The organism is Adonisia turfae CCMR0081, from assembly GCF_011009555.1.
Classification (GTDB): Bacteria; Cyanobacteriota; Cyanobacteriia; order Phormidesmidales; family Phormidesmidaceae; genus Leptothoe; species Leptothoe turfae.
In genome coordinates this window covers 6,605,831-6,621,810 of sequence record NZ_QXHD01000004.1, presented here as the reverse complement: position 1 = coordinate 6,621,810, position 15,980 = coordinate 6,605,831, and the positions used below count along the sequence as shown (strand labels likewise).

At 46.6% G+C, this 15,980-nt stretch carries 15 protein-coding genes and 3 tRNA genes; 11 read left to right on the top strand and 7 right to left on the bottom strand.

From position 1 onward, the window contains the following. Position 1: 1 nt before the first annotated feature. The 4 genes from DXZ20_RS32075 to DXZ20_RS32060 all read right to left on the bottom strand — a co-directional run bounded on the left by DXZ20_RS32075 (position 2) and on the right by DXZ20_RS32060 (position 906). Positions 2-73, bottom strand: a tRNA-Thr gene (locus DXZ20_RS32075). A 12-nt stretch (positions 74-85) separates the two neighbouring features. Then, positions 86-170 (bottom strand) — tRNA-Tyr (locus DXZ20_RS32070). Positions 171-202: 32 nt separating this feature from the next. Next, a tRNA-Phe gene (locus DXZ20_RS32065) sits at positions 203-275 on the bottom strand. Between the two features lie 178 nt (positions 276-453). Further along, positions 454-906, bottom strand: a complete 453-nt coding sequence (locus DXZ20_RS32060) for a PPC domain-containing protein (RefSeq protein ID WP_006516749.1) — start codon at positions 904-906, stop codon at positions 454-456. A gap of 220 nt (positions 907-1,126) precedes the next feature. Here DXZ20_RS32060 and DXZ20_RS32055 point away from each other — a divergent pair, with 220 nt between their 5' ends. The 9 genes from DXZ20_RS32055 to DXZ20_RS32015 all read left to right on the top strand — a co-directional run bounded on the left by DXZ20_RS32055 (position 1,127) and on the right by DXZ20_RS32015 (position 9,289). After that, positions 1,127-1,618, top strand: coding sequence for a DUF4112 domain-containing protein (locus tag DXZ20_RS32055; RefSeq protein ID WP_163702841.1), 492 nt, complete (start codon positions 1,127-1,129; stop codon positions 1,616-1,618). A gap of 43 nt (positions 1,619-1,661) precedes the next feature. Next, complete coding sequence (locus tag DXZ20_RS32050; protein ID WP_250565097.1) at positions 1,662-2,711, top strand: hypothetical protein; 1,050 nt, start codon at positions 1,662-1,664, stop codon at positions 2,709-2,711. Positions 2,712-3,052: 341 nt separating this feature from the next. After that, on the top strand, positions 3,053-3,748 hold the full coding sequence (locus tag DXZ20_RS32045) for an aldehyde oxygenase (deformylating) (protein ID WP_163668226.1): 696 nt from the start codon (positions 3,053-3,055) through the stop codon (positions 3,746-3,748). 165 nt (positions 3,749-3,913) lie between these two features. Beyond that, positions 3,914-4,936: a long-chain acyl-[acyl-carrier-protein] reductase gene (locus tag DXZ20_RS32040; protein WP_163668224.1), complete on the top strand. Its 1,023-nt coding sequence runs from the start codon at positions 3,914-3,916 to the stop codon at positions 4,934-4,936. Between the two features lie 107 nt (positions 4,937-5,043). After that, the gene (locus DXZ20_RS32035; RefSeq protein ID WP_006516754.1) at positions 5,044-6,024 is read left to right on the top strand and encodes an acetyl-CoA carboxylase carboxyltransferase subunit alpha; all 981 of its coding nucleotides are present in this window, start codon (positions 5,044-5,046) and stop codon (positions 6,022-6,024) included. Between the two features lie 319 nt (positions 6,025-6,343). After that, positions 6,344-7,072: an SDR family oxidoreductase gene (locus tag DXZ20_RS32030; protein ID WP_163668222.1), complete on the top strand. Its 729-nt coding sequence runs from the start codon at positions 6,344-6,346 to the stop codon at positions 7,070-7,072. Positions 7,073-7,176: 104 nt separating this feature from the next. Beyond that, positions 7,177-7,890 (top strand): GTP cyclohydrolase I FolE, encoded by a 714-nt coding sequence (folE, locus tag DXZ20_RS32025; RefSeq protein WP_163668219.1) that lies wholly within the window; start codon positions 7,177-7,179, stop codon positions 7,888-7,890. Positions 7,891-8,073: 183 nt separating this feature from the next. Next, positions 8,074-8,547: a YbjN domain-containing protein gene (locus DXZ20_RS32020; protein ID WP_163668217.1), complete on the top strand. Its 474-nt coding sequence runs from the start codon at positions 8,074-8,076 to the stop codon at positions 8,545-8,547. A gap of 4 nt (positions 8,548-8,551) precedes the next feature. After that, entirely contained in the window at positions 8,552-9,289 is a 738-nt protein-coding gene (locus DXZ20_RS32015; protein WP_163668214.1) for a lipoyl protein ligase domain-containing protein, read from the top strand. A gap of 51 nt (positions 9,290-9,340) precedes the next feature. On the opposite strand, the gene DXZ20_RS32010 is transcribed toward DXZ20_RS32015, so the two are convergent. Both DXZ20_RS32010 and DXZ20_RS32005 read right to left on the bottom strand, forming a co-directional pair. Next, positions 9,341-10,462, bottom strand: a complete 1,122-nt coding sequence (locus DXZ20_RS32010; RefSeq protein ID WP_163668212.1) for a CHASE2 domain-containing protein — start codon at positions 10,460-10,462, stop codon at positions 9,341-9,343. Between the two features lie 300 nt (positions 10,463-10,762). Continuing rightward, on the bottom strand, positions 10,763-11,962 hold the full coding sequence (locus DXZ20_RS32005) for a site-2 protease family protein (protein WP_163668209.1): 1,200 nt from the start codon (positions 11,960-11,962) through the stop codon (positions 10,763-10,765). 162 nt (positions 11,963-12,124) lie between these two features. Here DXZ20_RS32005 and DXZ20_RS32000 point away from each other — a divergent pair, with 162 nt between their 5' ends. Both DXZ20_RS32000 and DXZ20_RS31995 read left to right on the top strand, forming a co-directional pair. Then, positions 12,125-12,757, top strand: coding sequence for a phosphoribosylanthranilate isomerase (locus DXZ20_RS32000; RefSeq protein ID WP_163668207.1), 633 nt, complete (start codon positions 12,125-12,127; stop codon positions 12,755-12,757). Between the two features lie 134 nt (positions 12,758-12,891). Next, entirely contained in the window at positions 12,892-13,056 is a 165-nt protein-coding gene (locus DXZ20_RS31995) for a hypothetical protein (RefSeq protein ID WP_006516763.1), read from the top strand. A 103-nt stretch (positions 13,057-13,159) separates the two neighbouring features. On the opposite strand, the gene DXZ20_RS31990 is transcribed toward DXZ20_RS31995, so the two are convergent. After that, positions 13,160-15,784 (bottom strand): choice-of-anchor Q domain-containing protein, encoded by a 2,625-nt coding sequence (locus DXZ20_RS31990; RefSeq protein WP_163668205.1) that lies wholly within the window; start codon positions 15,782-15,784, stop codon positions 13,160-13,162. Positions 15,785-15,980: the final 196 nt, after the last annotated feature.

Below are 15,980 nucleotides of genomic sequence, written 5' to 3'. Positions count from 1 at the left end.
AAGCCTTCAACGAGAATTGAACTCGTGACCTCTCCCTTACCAAGGGAGTGCTCTACCGCTGAGCTATGAAGGCAAAAAGACTATGTGGTGGGCCGTGTTGGATTCGAACCAACGTAGGCGTAGCCAGCGGATTTACAGTCCGCCCCCATTAACCACTCGGGCAACGACCCACTACCACATACACCGGCAATTAGACCGGCAATGCCAGGAGGCGGACTTGAACCGCCGACACGAGGATTTTCAGTCCACTGCTCTACCAACTGAGCTATCCCGGCAACATGAGGCATTTCTGCCTTTGCTTGCGCGCCTAAACAAGTTAGCAAAAGAGTGGAACCCTTAGCAAGCTAAAACTTAGGATATTTTTTGTTCTAGCTGCTATGTCACCTCATCAGATGCTCTGAAGAGCCTAAAGCCAAAGGGTTAAAGGGCTCTGAAACCCTCTGGTTTAATGGATTATTCTTCAATCTCACGTAGACGGGCAAGTTTTAAGGAAAATGCTCCTGCACCCTGGCCAGCATAGGACCTGACCCTTACAGTGTACTGACCAGATTTAGAAATGCGTGCAAACAGCAATGAGTTAGTCGAACCATCTGGACCGTCGTCGTTTTCACTGACAGTGGTACCGTCATCTCCTATAAGGCTAACCAGTGTATCGAACTCTTCCGAAATAACATCGATAGTGATCTGGTCACCTTCAAACAGCTCAACGCTGTAATCCCTAGCAAACCCACCTACTCCAGTAGGGATATCGTTTTCAGAAAGCGTATCGCTAATTTCACGTCCTCCCGCTATTTCGATGGGGTTATAAATTTGAGCCACAGCGCCAGCAGCATTCATCATCCCAAACGTGACCAATGTGGTAGGAATAAGCAAAGCACGGCGTAAAATTTTCCTAGATTGCTTCATGATTGCAAAAGAGACGGATTATTGAATTGGTGACATTATGCCCCAAGTGATGATTTCATTGTGTTGCCAAGCCAGCTTGTAACGTTCATTAGCCAGCTTGATTACTGAAGCTAACGCTCCGTCAATTTTCCACACAAAATCTCAGTTTTTTATTGAGTTATGCTGCCCTTCGCGCTAATGAATATAGTCATCTTTATGGCTTGCAAGTAAGGTTACTCCTATGCCCCTTTCTGACGGCTCCCCACCGCTAGTAGACCGTAATTCTCATCAGACACTGCAACGGCTACGTGGCCTGAGTCATGTTTTAGATAATGCGATCGCAATCCCAGGTATAGGCTATCGAGTAGGTCTGGACCCTCTTATCGGTCTTCTGCCCGGTGGTGGAGATTTAATGGCAGGGCTGATCTCTATTTATGTCGTCATAGAAGCCGCTCGCCTAGGGGTCCCTGCAGCGACCCTAGGTCGCATGGGCTTAAACATCCTGACGGAGGTTCTCATGGGCACAGTGCCCATGATTGGAGATTTCTTTGACGTGGTCTGGAAAGCCAATGCGCGCAATGTCGATCTGCTAGAACGGCATATTCGAAATCCCATTCCTAGCCGCAAAACAGATAAGCTATTCGCAATTATATTGATTGCAGGACTATTGACCCTTGTATTAGGAGCAGCCACCTTGTCACTATTGTTTGTGCGCTGGGTCCTACAGCTGTAACATAATAAGCCTGTCAAATAGGCCTGCGGGATAGAGAAATTCAATGGTTGGAGCAGCCGATTTTGTGGCCGACATCACTAAAGGTGGTACAGACCAAGATGTAACGCTCGACTTTAAAATTCCCGACCCTAGCGACACTAGTATTCCTGATCAGGATTTCAGTTACCAAATCGATATCGCTTGGCAAGTTTGCGATCGCTTTGATTTGCAGACTGATATTTGGCGTGGTCGAATTCTTAGAGCCGTTCGCGATCGTGAAAAACAGGGGGGCGATGGTCGTGGCACCGGATTTTTAAATTGGCTAAAAGATCGAGAAATTAGCAAGAGCCAAGCTTATGCCCTAATTGAGCTGGGTAATAGTGCCGACGAACTACTTAAAGAAGGCTTACTAAATGAACAGTCTGTCAACCAATTTAGCAAGCGAGCCTTTGTGGAAACGGCCCAAGCTGCGCCAGAAGTGCAACAAATGGTCACCGAAGCCGCTCGTCGTGGAGAGCAAATTACTCGCAAAGAAGTCAAACAGCTAGCCGATGAATGGACAGCAATGACCTCCGATTTAATTCCTGAAACAGTCCGTGAAAAAGCAGCAAACAACACCATCCCGACTCGATATCTCACCCCCTTGGTCAAGGAGATGGAAAAACTGCCCCCGAGCCATCAAGAAACGCTACGCACCGAAGCTGCCCAAAATCCAGACGTAGATACTCTCAAGCAAATTACATCTGAAGCCCGCTATTTATCTAAGTACATTGCTGCAGCTAGTCAGGTACAGACCATTGATCCAGATGTTGTGAATTTAGAACAAGCACTGGAAGAAGCATTACGAGTAGGCTGTTTAAACTCCACGGCAGATTTGGTCAACCAAGCCACTCAGCTAGAACAGGCAGCCGCCAAACTCTACACCGCGTGGCGACGCATCAATAAGCTAGCGGAGCGTGTTTATGTCGATAGTGGCGAAAGTACACCTAATTTGCGCGCCCTCCTGAGTGGACTAACTCCCCTAACCAATGAAATTATTGAAATCCAATTGGGTAGCGCTAATAGCCCTTCAACGAAAGCCATACGGCTAAAGGTACTGGAAGACATCGAGTAGGCACAACATACCAACAGATGTACTATGACCGATGGTCCAACGATTGAAACACTAGCTGATGAGCCATTTCCCAAATCATATGTCAGCTTTCTAACCAGACAGGTCCATCACTTGAAGCAATATCAATCTAATAGATAAAAATTCTAAATAGATTATCCTGGAACACTTGCAAACAAAAAGAGTTGAGACACTTTGGGCCTATCGGCAAACATATCTACTCTCCTGATAGGGTGTAAAGTGTGAAAACAGGTGTCAATATTTAAGTTAACCACAGCCACTGTGCTATGCCATAGCTTAGATATGGACAGCGAGTGGTTATTGTAAGCAGGAATTGGACAGATATGCCGCAGCTTGAGGCCAGCCTAGCGCTCGACTTCCAAAGTGAAGCGTATAAAGATGCGTATAGTCGCATTAACGCAATCGTAATCGAAGGGGAATGGGAAGCTAACGATAACTACCAGACGTTAGCTGAACACCTCAGTGATCATAAAGATGAGTTGATTAAGCTCGCTCGCATGGAAAAACGTCACATGAAAGGCTTTCAAGCTTGTGGCAAGAATTTAAATGTGACCCCTGACATGAAGTTTGCAAAAGAGTTCTTTGCTAAGCTTCATGATAACTTTAAGCAGGCCCAGGACGAAGGCAAAATCGTAACTTGTTTGTTAATTCAGTCTTTAATTATTGAGACCTTTGCCATCTCAGCGTACAACATCTATATTCCAGTTGCAGACGACTTTGCTCGAAAGATCACCGAAGGTGTAGTCAAAGATGAATACATGCACCTCAACTTTGGTGAAGAGTGGCTTAAAGCTAATTTTGACTCCGCGAAGGAGGAGTTAGAGGAGGCCAATCGTCAAAACCTGCCTTTGGTTTGGCAAATGCTAAATCAAGTGGCTGATGACGCTGCTATACTAGGCATGGAAAAAGATGCCCTAGTTGAAGACTTCATGATTACCTATGGTGAAGCCTTAGGTAATATTGGTTTCAGTAGTCGTGACGTCATGCGGCTTTCTGCTCAAGGTCTAGCGACAGCATAATGTTGTATTAGAAGCATAATGTTGTATTAGATATTGAAAGAGGCTGATCATGCGATCAGCCTCTTTTTGGTGTGGATAGTGATTAGGTTGCAGCGAACAGCAAGACTGTAACGTTTTGTTGTAGTCTGATTTTCTAAGATTATTTTTTTAATAGAAGCGTCCCACATGTTTGGCTTAATTGGACACCTGACCAACTTAGAACACGCCCAATCGGTTGCCCGAGATTTGGGATATCCAGAATATGGCAGCCAGGGCTTGGATTTTTGGTGTAGTGCGCCTCCATTTGTAGTTGAGGACATTAAGGTCACCAGTGCCACTGGTCAAGTTATTGAAGGACGCTACGTAGAGTCCTGCTTTCTACCAGAAATGCTGGCAACGCGACGAATTAAGGCAGCGACTCGAAAGATCTTGAATGCGATGGCCCACGCCCAGAAGCAAGGCATTAATATCACTGCCTTGGGTGGGTTTTCTTCAATCATTTTTGAAAATTTCAAGCTAGAGCAGATCCGGCGCATTCGTAACTTAGAGCTTGACTTTCGGCGTTTTACCACTGGGAATACGCACACCGCTTACATCATTTGTAAGCAGGTGGAGCAGGCAGCTCCGAAATACAACATCGATTTGTCAAATGCAACCGTTGCTGTATGTGGAGCCACGGGAGACATTGGCAGTGCTGTATGCCGCTGGCTTAGCGAAAAGACAGGGGTTAAAGATTTATTACTCATCGCTCGTAATCGAGAGCGTCTAGACAATCTTAAGGACGAGATTGGTATGGGTAAAATTATGAGCCTAGAGGATGCCCTACCCCAAGCAGACGTAGTGGTTTGGGTGGCTAGTATGCCCAAGGGCGTCGACATCGACCCAAACACATTAAAGCAGCCCTGTTTGATGGTAGATGGCGGTTATCCAAAGAATATTGACAGCCATTTTAGCAATCCTGAAGTCCATGTTCTCAAGGGCGGTATTGTTGAACATAGCCTAGACATTGATTGGCGAATTATGCACATCGTCGCCATGGATGTACCGGCTCGACAGTTGTTTGCTTGCTTTGCTGAATCCATGTTGTTGGAATTTGAAAAGTGGCACACTAACTTCTCTTGGGGGAGAAATCAAATTACGCTTGAGAAAATGGAGCAAATTGGTTCAGCCTCTATCAAACATGGGTTTCGCCCCTTGCTAACAACTTAAATCCCCCTGTTATTTACAGTTCATGCCAGTTGGCTATGACAATAAGTAAATTTTAGGGGACAGTTTACGATAGGGTGGAATCACTGCTGGAGGTACCTAAAACTGTTATGGCGACAACAGAACGAAGGCCTATTTTGCTTGACTTTGAAAAGCCTTTAGCTGAACTAGAGTCTCGCATATTACAAATAAGGGCCTTGGCTGAAGACAATGATGTCGACGTTTCAGCACAAATTCAACAACTAGAATCCCGTGCCCAGCAACTACGCCAGGAGATTTTTACTAGCCTGACGCCAGCTCAGCGTATTCAGGTAGCACGTCATCCTCGTAGACCCAGCACCTTAGACTATATTCAAGCAATTTCGGACGAATGGATTGAGCTGCATGGTGACCGTCGCTCTGGAAAAGATGATCTTGCTTTAGTAGGCGGTATCGCTCGTTTTCATGGTCACTCAGTTGTCATGTTAGGCCACCAAAAAGGCCGAGATACAAAGGATAATGTTGCCCGCAATTTTGGCATGGCATCTCCTGGAGGCTACCGCAAAGCGATGCGACTCATGGAACATGCAAATCGTTTTAAGATGCCGATTTTCACCTTTATCGATACGCCAGGAGCATGGGCTGGTTTAGAAGCTGAGCAACTAGGTCAAGGCGAAGCCATTGCCTACAATCTTCGCGAAATGTTTCGTCTAGATAGTCCTATTATTTGCACTGTCATTGGAGAAGGTGGTTCTGGCGGGGCATTGGGCATCGGTGTTGGCGACCGTCTCATTATGTTTGAGCATTCTGTTTACACCGTTGCTAGTCCTGAAGCCTGTGCCGCTATTTTGTGGAAGGATGCATCTAGGGCATCACAAGCAGCCGAAGCTCTCAAAATTACAGCTTGGGACTTGAAAAACCTAGGTATTTTGGACCATCTACTACCTGAACCGATTGGTGGTGCTCATGCTAATCCTATCAAGGCAGCTGAAGGATTAGAAACAGCTCTGCTAGAGAATCTTGAAGCGTTACTGGAAATCTCACCAGAGCAACGTCGACAGGAACGCTATCGTAAGTTTCGGCAGATTGGCGTATTTTCTGAAGCTGCATAATCGTTGCCCACAACGTAATTGCGCTAGCGTTGCTTGAAGCAAAGGCTATCCCATAGGCATCTCAGGTGCGGCAAGCCTAACGGCAATACGCCCTAGATTATAGTCCAAGTCTTTTATGCAGGTACTCACCTCTGATGAAATCAAAGATTAATGAGAGCCTGATAAGTTGTTGTTATGTGGATACAACCCTCATAAAGACTATTTTTTACTCCTTTCAATAAAATCTCATAGTCTGAAAACACCACATTGTTCGCAACATTTGTTAACATTAATCTTAAGTGATTTTTCATTGACGCCTACGCATCCTTGACGCCCCTTGATGAATACTGTCCCAAACCGTCGCGCATTGATTACAGGTGCTAGTACTGGTATCGGTCGTGCTACTGCGCTGGCCTTTGCTAAGGCTAACTTTGATGTAGCATTAGTCAGTCGTTCAACAGATAAGCTAAAGGCCTTAGAAGACGAGATTGGTGAGACCGCAACCGTTAAGGCCCAAAGCTTTCCCTTAGATTTGAGCATAGTTGCTCAAATCAAGGAACAAGTAACGCATATATTAGAGGCCTTTGGCCCGGTTGATGTGCTAGTTAACAATGCCGGGATGGGTTACACGGGAGAACTCAACCAAATGCCTTTAGATGACTGGTGTCGCGTCCTTGATCTAAATGTCACTAGCGTCTTTCAATGCATTCAGGCTGTACTTCCGGGAATGCGCGATCGCAAAAGCGGCATGATTATTAATGTGGCCTCAATTGCCGCACGCCAAGCTTTCCCAGAATGGGGTGCCTATGGCATTAGCAAAGCAGCCGTTGTAGCACTATCTAAAGCTATTTCTGTAGAAGAAAGAAATCATGGCATTCGGGTAGTGACCATTTTGCCTGGAGCGGTCAATACGCCTCTTTGGGATACCGACACTGTGCAAGCCGACTTCGACCGCTCCGGTATGTTGACTCCCGAGTTAGTTGCAAACGCTATTCTACAAACTGCGCTCCTACCTCCTGGGGCTGTGGTCGAAGAGCTGACCATCATGCCAAGTGGAGGAGCCCTGTGATTCTCTAACCAATATTTCAAAGTAGGCAAGCTAACTTGATCACATTTCGCTTGCCTACACGAATATCCTTTTGCTCACTATCTAGAACTCAAGTTACCCACACCATGGTTATTTCTACTAACGGTTCCACCACAGGCTCTACAACGAATGGTCTGATTAACGGGCAATCATTGGAATCCAGCATCCGCCCTGATCGTGCTAAAACCAAAGGACACGATGCATTACTGCACGAGCCTTCCACTGACAACACAAAGCTAATGGAAGCCGTGCATACAATGCTGGCCGAGCTCGGTGAAGATCCCGAGCGTGAGGGCTTATTGAAAACCCCCAAACGGGTAGCCGAAGCGATGCGTTTTCTTACCCAAGGCTATACTCAATCCTTAGAAACCCTCATCAATAACGCCATTTTTGACGAGGGTCACAATGAAATGGTTTTGGTGCGAGATATTAACTTCTTTAGCCTGTGCGAGCACCATATGCTGCCCTTTATGGGTCGGGCCCATGTAGCTTACATCCCTAATCAAAAGGTAGTTGGTTTAAGTAAATTAGCCCGTATCGTTGAGATGTATTCTCGCCGTCTACAGGTGCAGGAACGCCTCACACGTCAGGTAGCTGAAGCCATCAGCGAAATCTTAGAACCACAGGGTGTGGCTATTGTAATGGAAGCAAGTCATATGTGTATGGCTATGCGTGGGGTGCAAAAGCCCGGTTCCTGGACAGTGACAAGCGCTATGCTTGGTGTCTTCCAAGATGACCAGAAAACACGCGAAGAGTTCTTAAGCCTCATTCGCCATCAGCCAGCTTTCTCTAACTACTAGAAAGAAATCTGAAAAAATAACTTGCTAAGACTTCCCCTAGGAAAAGCAACGATACAGTGGGATGGATCTTTTCGGAAGGAACTCACATCTACCGAGAATGTTCTATTTTATCGATATGCTGACTAACAGCAGCTTGTCATGCTCACACCCTCGATTGTGATTTATTAGGAGTAAGCGGAGCCCATGAGTACCCTGAACGTTGAAACTGCTGGTGAAACCATCAGCGCTGGCACTGAAAGCTTTCAAGCTAGCCATGTGGATGTGATTGAAACTGTCATTGCCAGCCTGGACCAGGGGGGCAATGCCATGGTTAGTCGTGATGATGAGGGCTATCTTTGGAAATTTACCTATGGCAGTGTGACTGTTTATGTCCAACTTACGGGCACTGGAGACGAAGATACTCTAACTGTATGGTCTCCCCTTTTGAAGTTACCTGTAACCAACCAAAATGATCTGATGCAGGAGCTATTGGCAAAGAACTGTGGTGAAACCTTTGAGGCCTGCTTCGGAATTTCTAACCAAGAAGTCCTTGTCTTAGCGAGTCGGATTCTTGCCGATATTAATCCCGGTGAAATCTCTCGACTGATGACGATTGTCGCCACAATCGCCGACGAAACGGATGATGTTCTGAAGGAGAAATATCCTTCTGCCAGTTAAAATCATGACAGCAACATGGCGGCTCATTGACCCCATAGAGACCTCTGGCATCACTCAAATGGCTATTGATGAGTGGTTATTGGAGCAGCATCGTTTGGCGTATGGGCTGCCTTGTTTAAGGTTTTACACATGGAAGCCTGCTGCGATTTCTCTGGGTTATCATCAGCGTGATTATCCAGACCACTGGCACACACTTAAGTGGAACGGCCAAGCCCTTGACATCGTAAGACGACCAAGCGGTGGGAGAGCCGTCCTACACCAGGGAGATCTAACCTATAGCCTGGTGCTTTCTGGCTATGGCGGGCGGCGACGGGATATCTATGCTCAACTCTGTCAGTTTCTAATTGAGGGCTGGAAACAATTAGGAATTTCGCTATCCTTAGGCTCTAACAAACGTGGCTATCAGAAAACTCACAATTGCTTTGGTAGCAATACTGTAGCTGATTTGGTTATGGATAATGGTTATAAACTTATTGGCAGTGCTCAGCTTTATCGTAATAGCTGTATCTTGCAACATGGCTCCATAAGACTTATGCCCAACCCAGATTTAGTTCAAGCTGTGTTCGGTAGTCCTGTGACTCCGCCACCTAACCTAGTCAACATTCACCGCATTGATGTTGCTGGAGCACTCACGGTCGCCGCTGAGAACATTTTCGATATCCAGTTCAAAAAAAAGCCGCTCTCACCACAAGAGCAAGAACAGGCCTTCGTTTGGGCTCAAGCCAAATATCATGCACCGTGATTAGCTACATCCAATAGATTCCGGCTGAAGTAAGCTGAAGTAAGACGAACATCACTCGCAAACTGTAATAGTTTCAGCTTGCCTTACAAGCGTTCGATCAATATTTGCAAACTGTGATAATTTCAGCTTGCCTTGTAAGCGTTCGGTCAATCTTACAAAGAAACTAGTCGCTACTACGGTACCCAAAGGTGCAACGGTCGGGAGCCAGTAATTGTGATGAAAGGCCACAGTCACTGCACTACCCCAGGTCACAACAATTATTAGATTTGCTAAAAGGTGGACTCGATAACGCCGATAAAATAATTGGTAACCCAGTCCTGGGCCAAGCAAAACCAGTAGCACCATGACAGGTACGACAAAGGGCTTTAAGTGATTTTGAGCCAACAAGTTATTAGCTGCAACAACATGCTGATAAACGCCTGCCGCTGGTGGATTTTGATTGTAGGGCGTCGTCATGGTGTCCAGACCCACTCCTGTGAATCCGACAAAAACAATTTTGTCTGAAAAGCTATCGACAGGAATAGTCCCATTGAGGACATCAGCAAACGAATATCGAGGGGCATTTTGGGTACCCCCGAGCCAGTTTAACCAAAGGCTCTGATGAGAGGCTGCAAGCCCATGGGCTTGACTTGGACTATAATGCTGCACAGCTGCAACGCTCAATGCTGGTGTTCCGTTGGCTTTTGGATAATAGGTACGGGTAATGCCATCGGTATCAGCAATATGATGGATATGGCCTGTTGCGATCGCACCCTCCATCACATCGGCATTGGGACCAATGACTCCCCGTTGCTTATCCCATGCAGTAGCCACTACCACATTGCCATGGTGCTCCATAGCCAGGGCCAGCTCTGCATCGTCTTCCGCAGACTCAGCAAACAAAATATCGAAAGCCACAACACTAGCATCGGCAGGAGCCAGAGTTTCTAACAGGTCAGCATAATAATGCCTGGGCCAAGGAAATTGACCAATGGTGGCCAAACTTGCCTCATCAATTTCAATAACCGCTACCCGTTCATCCCACGGTTGCTCACCTCTCACTTGAAATAAGAAGCGATAGACACTGTGCTCTAAAGGTTGAAAAATCCCAACATGGGCAGCGAATAGCGTTAATCCTGACGCTAAAACTCCAGGCAACAGTCGCCACCCAAATCGATATAGCCAATGCTTCATAAAACCTGTGATCAGGGCATGACTGTTATCACTCCACACCCCAATGCCTTACCATTTCAACTATGACAATACGTTAGCTGCCATTGGACCTAGCCACCAATGGACAAATCACTGAAGTTGTTTAGGTCCAGACACCATTAGTCTAGATGCCTAATCTCCATACAGTGGCCCAATTGAGACAGCAATAGATAGTTGTTTTGAGATGGTACAAATCGCTGAAAACGACTCTATTCAGGCTTAAGGAAGAATGCTGAGGCTGCTAACTCAGTATTTCTAGGCGTTAACGTTTTTAACAATTCCCTATTCAGCATTTCTAGCAATTGCAGCCAACTGTAACCCAGATGGATACGCACCTTCCTCTTTAATGCGATCAATAATGGCTTCTGAAATTGGGAAATTCAGGCGTTTGGCCAGTGCCCGCACGACATCTCCTCGGTCAATAGTACCGGCAACAGCATCGGCTGGGGACAACACGGTAATGCGTCGTAGCTCGTTTTCTTCCAAGTCTGTAATCACCTTAGAAAGAGGCGTTTCTTCCCGGACATGGGGCACATCTAACAGAGGATGAGCCATCTCTGCCAAGGTCATTGTTTCCCAGCGACTGCGTTCAATCTGACGCAAATCATCCAGAGATACCATGCCTCGATAACGCCCATTAGACGCGGCAAAATACACAATCGGCTTTTTTTCTTCATTGAGCAACTGATGATCGGCAAACGCCCGTAAAGTCAGATTGGCATCAATTACCTTAAATTCACGCACGCTTGCGTCCCTGGCCTTAAGACTAGTAATGGCATCTTGCAAATCACTAACTCGGTTATAGGCCCCTGCATTACGCACCGCAAACCACCCCAAAAGGGCAAACCAGAGGAATCCTATCTGTCGAGTTGCCAGGGAACCGTAAATACCAATTGTGATGGCCATCCAGCCCAATAACTGACCGACCCGAGCGGCCCAGCGTACTCCTTGTGCGCGGCTACCCGTGATTTTCCAAACAAGGGCCTTGAGCACTTGACCACCGTCAAGGGGCAAACCTGGAATCAAGTTGAAGAGTGTCAAGACGAGATTAATTTGGGCAATCGTCCCTACTGATTGAGATATCACAGTCTGCTCTGGCAGGATGAAAACCATGAGGCTCAACAGCAAGAATAGGAAAAAACTGACCAACGGACCTGCGATCGCAACTTGAAATGCCTGACCCGGTGTTTTTGACTCCTTATCAATCGAGGCAATACCACCGAACAAAAATAGGGTGATCGAATTGACTTGAATACCCTGTCGCCGTGCTACCAAACTATGACCAAGCTCATGGAGGAGCACAGAACCGAACAAAAGCAGTGCCATCCCTAACCCCACTACCGCTGCTACCGGAAACGAAAAACCATCATTCAGTAAATCGCCTCCGTAGGCAAATGTCATTAGTAGGAGAATAAAAAACCAAGAATTATCAACGAATAGGGGGATGCCGAAAATTGCGCCAACGCGCCAACCGGATTGCATAGTGATATACCTTTGATATGCCTAGAGATCCTAGGAACAGGGTTATTAAATTGTCTTTATAGACTACACGCTGGTGAAATTCCAAGAACTGCCTTCATTTTAATAATGGGGCTTACCAATAGCGTTACTGGATATCCGAATCTTTTTGAATCATTATTATCTATGCGCATTAAAATCTGTGGCCTAACTCAAACGGACCAGGCCGTTGCGATCTCAAATATGGGAGTCTCGGTCCTGGGCTTTATTTGCGTCAAAATATCCCCGCGCTACGTGTCATCTGACACCATTCGCACCATTGTCCAAGCTCTGCCTAACATTGACCGTTTTGGCGTTTTTGCTAATGCGACCCTAGACGTCATTCGGCAAACTGTAGAAACAGGGCAACTAAGCGGCGTGCAGCTCCACGGTCAAGAATCCCCGCAGGATTGTCAACAAATGCGGCAGATGCTCCCTGGCGTAGAGCTAATCAAAGCATTGCGAATTCGTAATCCAGAGGATCTACTACAGGTGAAAGAGTATGCCCCCCACGTCGACACATTTTTGTTAGATGCCTATCACCCACAACAGCTAGGCGGCACTGGGCACACCCTAGATTGGCCAACCTTGCGCACTTTTCAGCCTGAAAAACCTTGGTTTTTAGCTGGTGGACTAACCCCCGACAATGTCACCACAGCTCTGTCACTGCTCACACCCGATGGCATTGACCTCTCAAGTGGTGTAGAGAACTCACCTGGAGACAAAAATCTTGCCAAAGTAGAACAATTAGTCAAAGCCGTTAGAGCCGTCTCTGTCTAAAGCAGCCCCGAGAATTTGTAACAAAACATCTCTGACCCTAAATCTTGATTACAGAATGTACGCTTCACTTTATGCAGGCTAGAGCGTGGTGATAGCTTGATCTCAGTCGTTCAGTTTTTCTCTAGCTGCGCCCTATGTACAACGCCCAGAAAGATTGGTTAGGTGCATTTATGATTGCCGCTCTCGGTGCAGGCATCATTACCTCATTTGCCGTGAGCCAAGGTCAAAATCCCTTTGTCGGGCTCGGCATTACAGCCTTTGCTTCCACTGTCGCTGTACTTATTGATCATCTCTGCTAGCGAGAAAATGTGATTTCCTGTTTCAGCGATTGCTCCTGTCCAGCCAGCCGCTATAGCGGCTGGCTTTTTTATTTTTTATTGTAGATAGGATGACGGCAGAATATCAGGCAAACTGAACTTGCATAACCAAATCATCAAAGTCCATATCACCGCCACCCGGTAAATCTTCAAAGCCAAAGGCGTTGTTACCTAAGAGCCTTACATGATCTGCCCCATCGCTATTACCGGCGATGTGCGTAAAGTAGATAGCTGGATCATTATTCACATCGCTATCTAGTAAGTCAGCAACAGTGCCATCCACAACTAAAAAGGTAGATAAAAGCTGCCCACCGAGAATTTCACTGGTATAGCGTGTGGCCTCGCCATTGGTGCCGGTTAACTCTAAGTTAACCCTTTGAGCTAAGGCCGCTGCACCATAGCCCTCATCGCCAGGGCTGAGTAATATCCCCAGAGCATCACGGACTTGACCTTGTTCATTTTCCACAACAAACAGACCGACCACATTATCTAATGCGGCTTCCCGGTAAATATCAATGGTGGCTGTTAACGTCCCTGTTTGCGATCTCAAATCAATGAGTTCAGAGTCACTACTCAGACCTTGCAGACCTGCACCAATGGGCAAAGTCTCCTCCACAGCTATGGCATTAATCACTATTTGATCAAAGGTTCCGCTTTGCCCCTGGCGAAACCCTGCCTGAATAGAACCATCACTCAAGGCCTGTAATTCGACCACATCTGTCTGGCCATCGAGCCCTGTGATGTTAATCGTGCCGCCCGTGCCACGGCGCAAACTATCTAAGCTACCGTCATCGATAATGGCAAATTGCAGAATGCTACCAGCCGTTATGGTAAGCGTTTTTTGGGGTTCAAAATCTGCAATATCTCCTGCTTCTAGAGTAGAAAAAACGACTTGCGCCGCATCTAGCACAGCCTCTAAGTAGCCAGCATCACTGGCGGTCAAACCATTGACTGCACCACTGGTATCTGTGGCAAACACAATGATCTCCCTGACCTGCTCAGATGCATTTTGACTAATGGAAATTTCAACAGATACATCGCCAGTGCCACCGACAAGCAGTCGCGCATCTTGGGGAGTCAAACTACTAGAACTACCAGGACCACCCGAAGACGTATCATTATCTTGATTTGTGACAGCTACCGCCGTTGGCACCAAAGCACTATAGCGAGTATCTGTACTAGTCACATTGGTATTGATGATATAAGCAACATCGCCATCATCATCGGTGTCATCAACGCCAGTAATGGTGACTGTTTGAGGTTGGTCCCAATTAGCTGTAGAAAACGTAATGTTAGGGATAACCGTCCCTTCAGTAGGATCATTACTCGTGAAAGTTAAGCTGACCACATCACTCGGTTGACTGGTCAGGACTGCTGTAAAGGTGGCGGTTGCGCCTGCCTCTGTCGTCACAAGACCTGTGGTTGGCGTAATTGTAATACCGACAGGCGCAACTGAACCTTCTACAGCGCCAATATCGACCGTAGTGCCGACTGATCGAGCAAACGGAACACCTCGCTGGTCAACGGAAATAACCTCTGCAACATTGCCATCATCATCTAGGTCAAACGCATCGGCAGGAACAGTACCGGCAGTACCGGCATCAATGACTGGACTACCCACTAATGGAGCATGGGTTTGAGTAAAGCCACCGTTGGCTTGTAAGGTGTCCAACTGTGGATCAAGGGGAGTGACAGCACTACCTACCTGATCACCATTACTACCGTTAGTCAAGCCAGGCGTGGAATCGCCATTGCCAATCAGGTTATTACCAGCCGTTGTAGTGGAACCAGCACCAATAAAGAAGTTGATGTCAACGATGTCATCATTATCAACATTGGCCGCAATAATACTGTTAGTGACTGTTACAACACCAAAATTTGCGACGCCACCACCCGTATCATTCGGCTGTGCACTAACATTTTGAGATTCATTATTAGTAATAGTGCTATTGGCAATAGTAGCCGTTGCACGACCGATCACGATCCCTGGCGCTACCACATTAACGGTATTTGAAAGACCACCACCGCTTTCGGAAGCAATATTACCGCTGAGGGTACTATTCGTTAAATCTAGAATGCCGTCGTTACGAACGCCACCACCATTACGTGCCGTGTTGCCACTGAAAGTGCTGTTAATAATCGTGACGGATGCACCAGAGGCATTTAAAAGGCCACCACCACCGCTCGTGGTCGTAGTGCCAATGGACGTATTGTTGATGACACTACTATTGATAATGACTAACTCACCATTATTGCGAATCCCACCACCATCATCTGCAGCCTGGTTATCGCGAATAATTGTGTTCTGTAGTCTTAGCTTGCCACCCCCTTGATTGTAGACACCCCCACCATCGTCAACGGCATCTCCTCCTTGAATAATGACACCGTCAATTAGCGCCTCATTCGCAGTGCTCTGGGCGGTGACAACCGTATTATTGTCGCCATTACCATCAATAATCGTTTGATTAGCCTGCCAATCCCGTTGGTTACGGGTGGCTTCAGTACCATCAAAACCACCATAAAGTTGAACGGCTTGATTGACGGTAAAGGTATCCGTGGGGTTACTCCCGGGACTGTAGGTCCCTTGAGCTAACCAAATCTCGTCTCCAGCATTAGCGCTTGCCAAGGCTGTCTGCAAACTAGTGGCTGTTCCCCAAGTATCACCATTGTTGGTATTAGGCGCATTCGCTTGAACGTAAAAAATAGCCATAGTTTGCGATCGCAGTTAACTAGATTTAATTAATCGGACTGGCAATTTCAGGCAAGGGTTCCACTTAATGAAACTCTTAGGTCTTTACCTGGAAAGGGTTATACGCGTTTGTAACGCTTTCAATCAGCACCCAACCCCCAAAACATCCGTCTTAGGGTACCAACATCTATCAAGAAAATATCTATTCGGAAAAAAG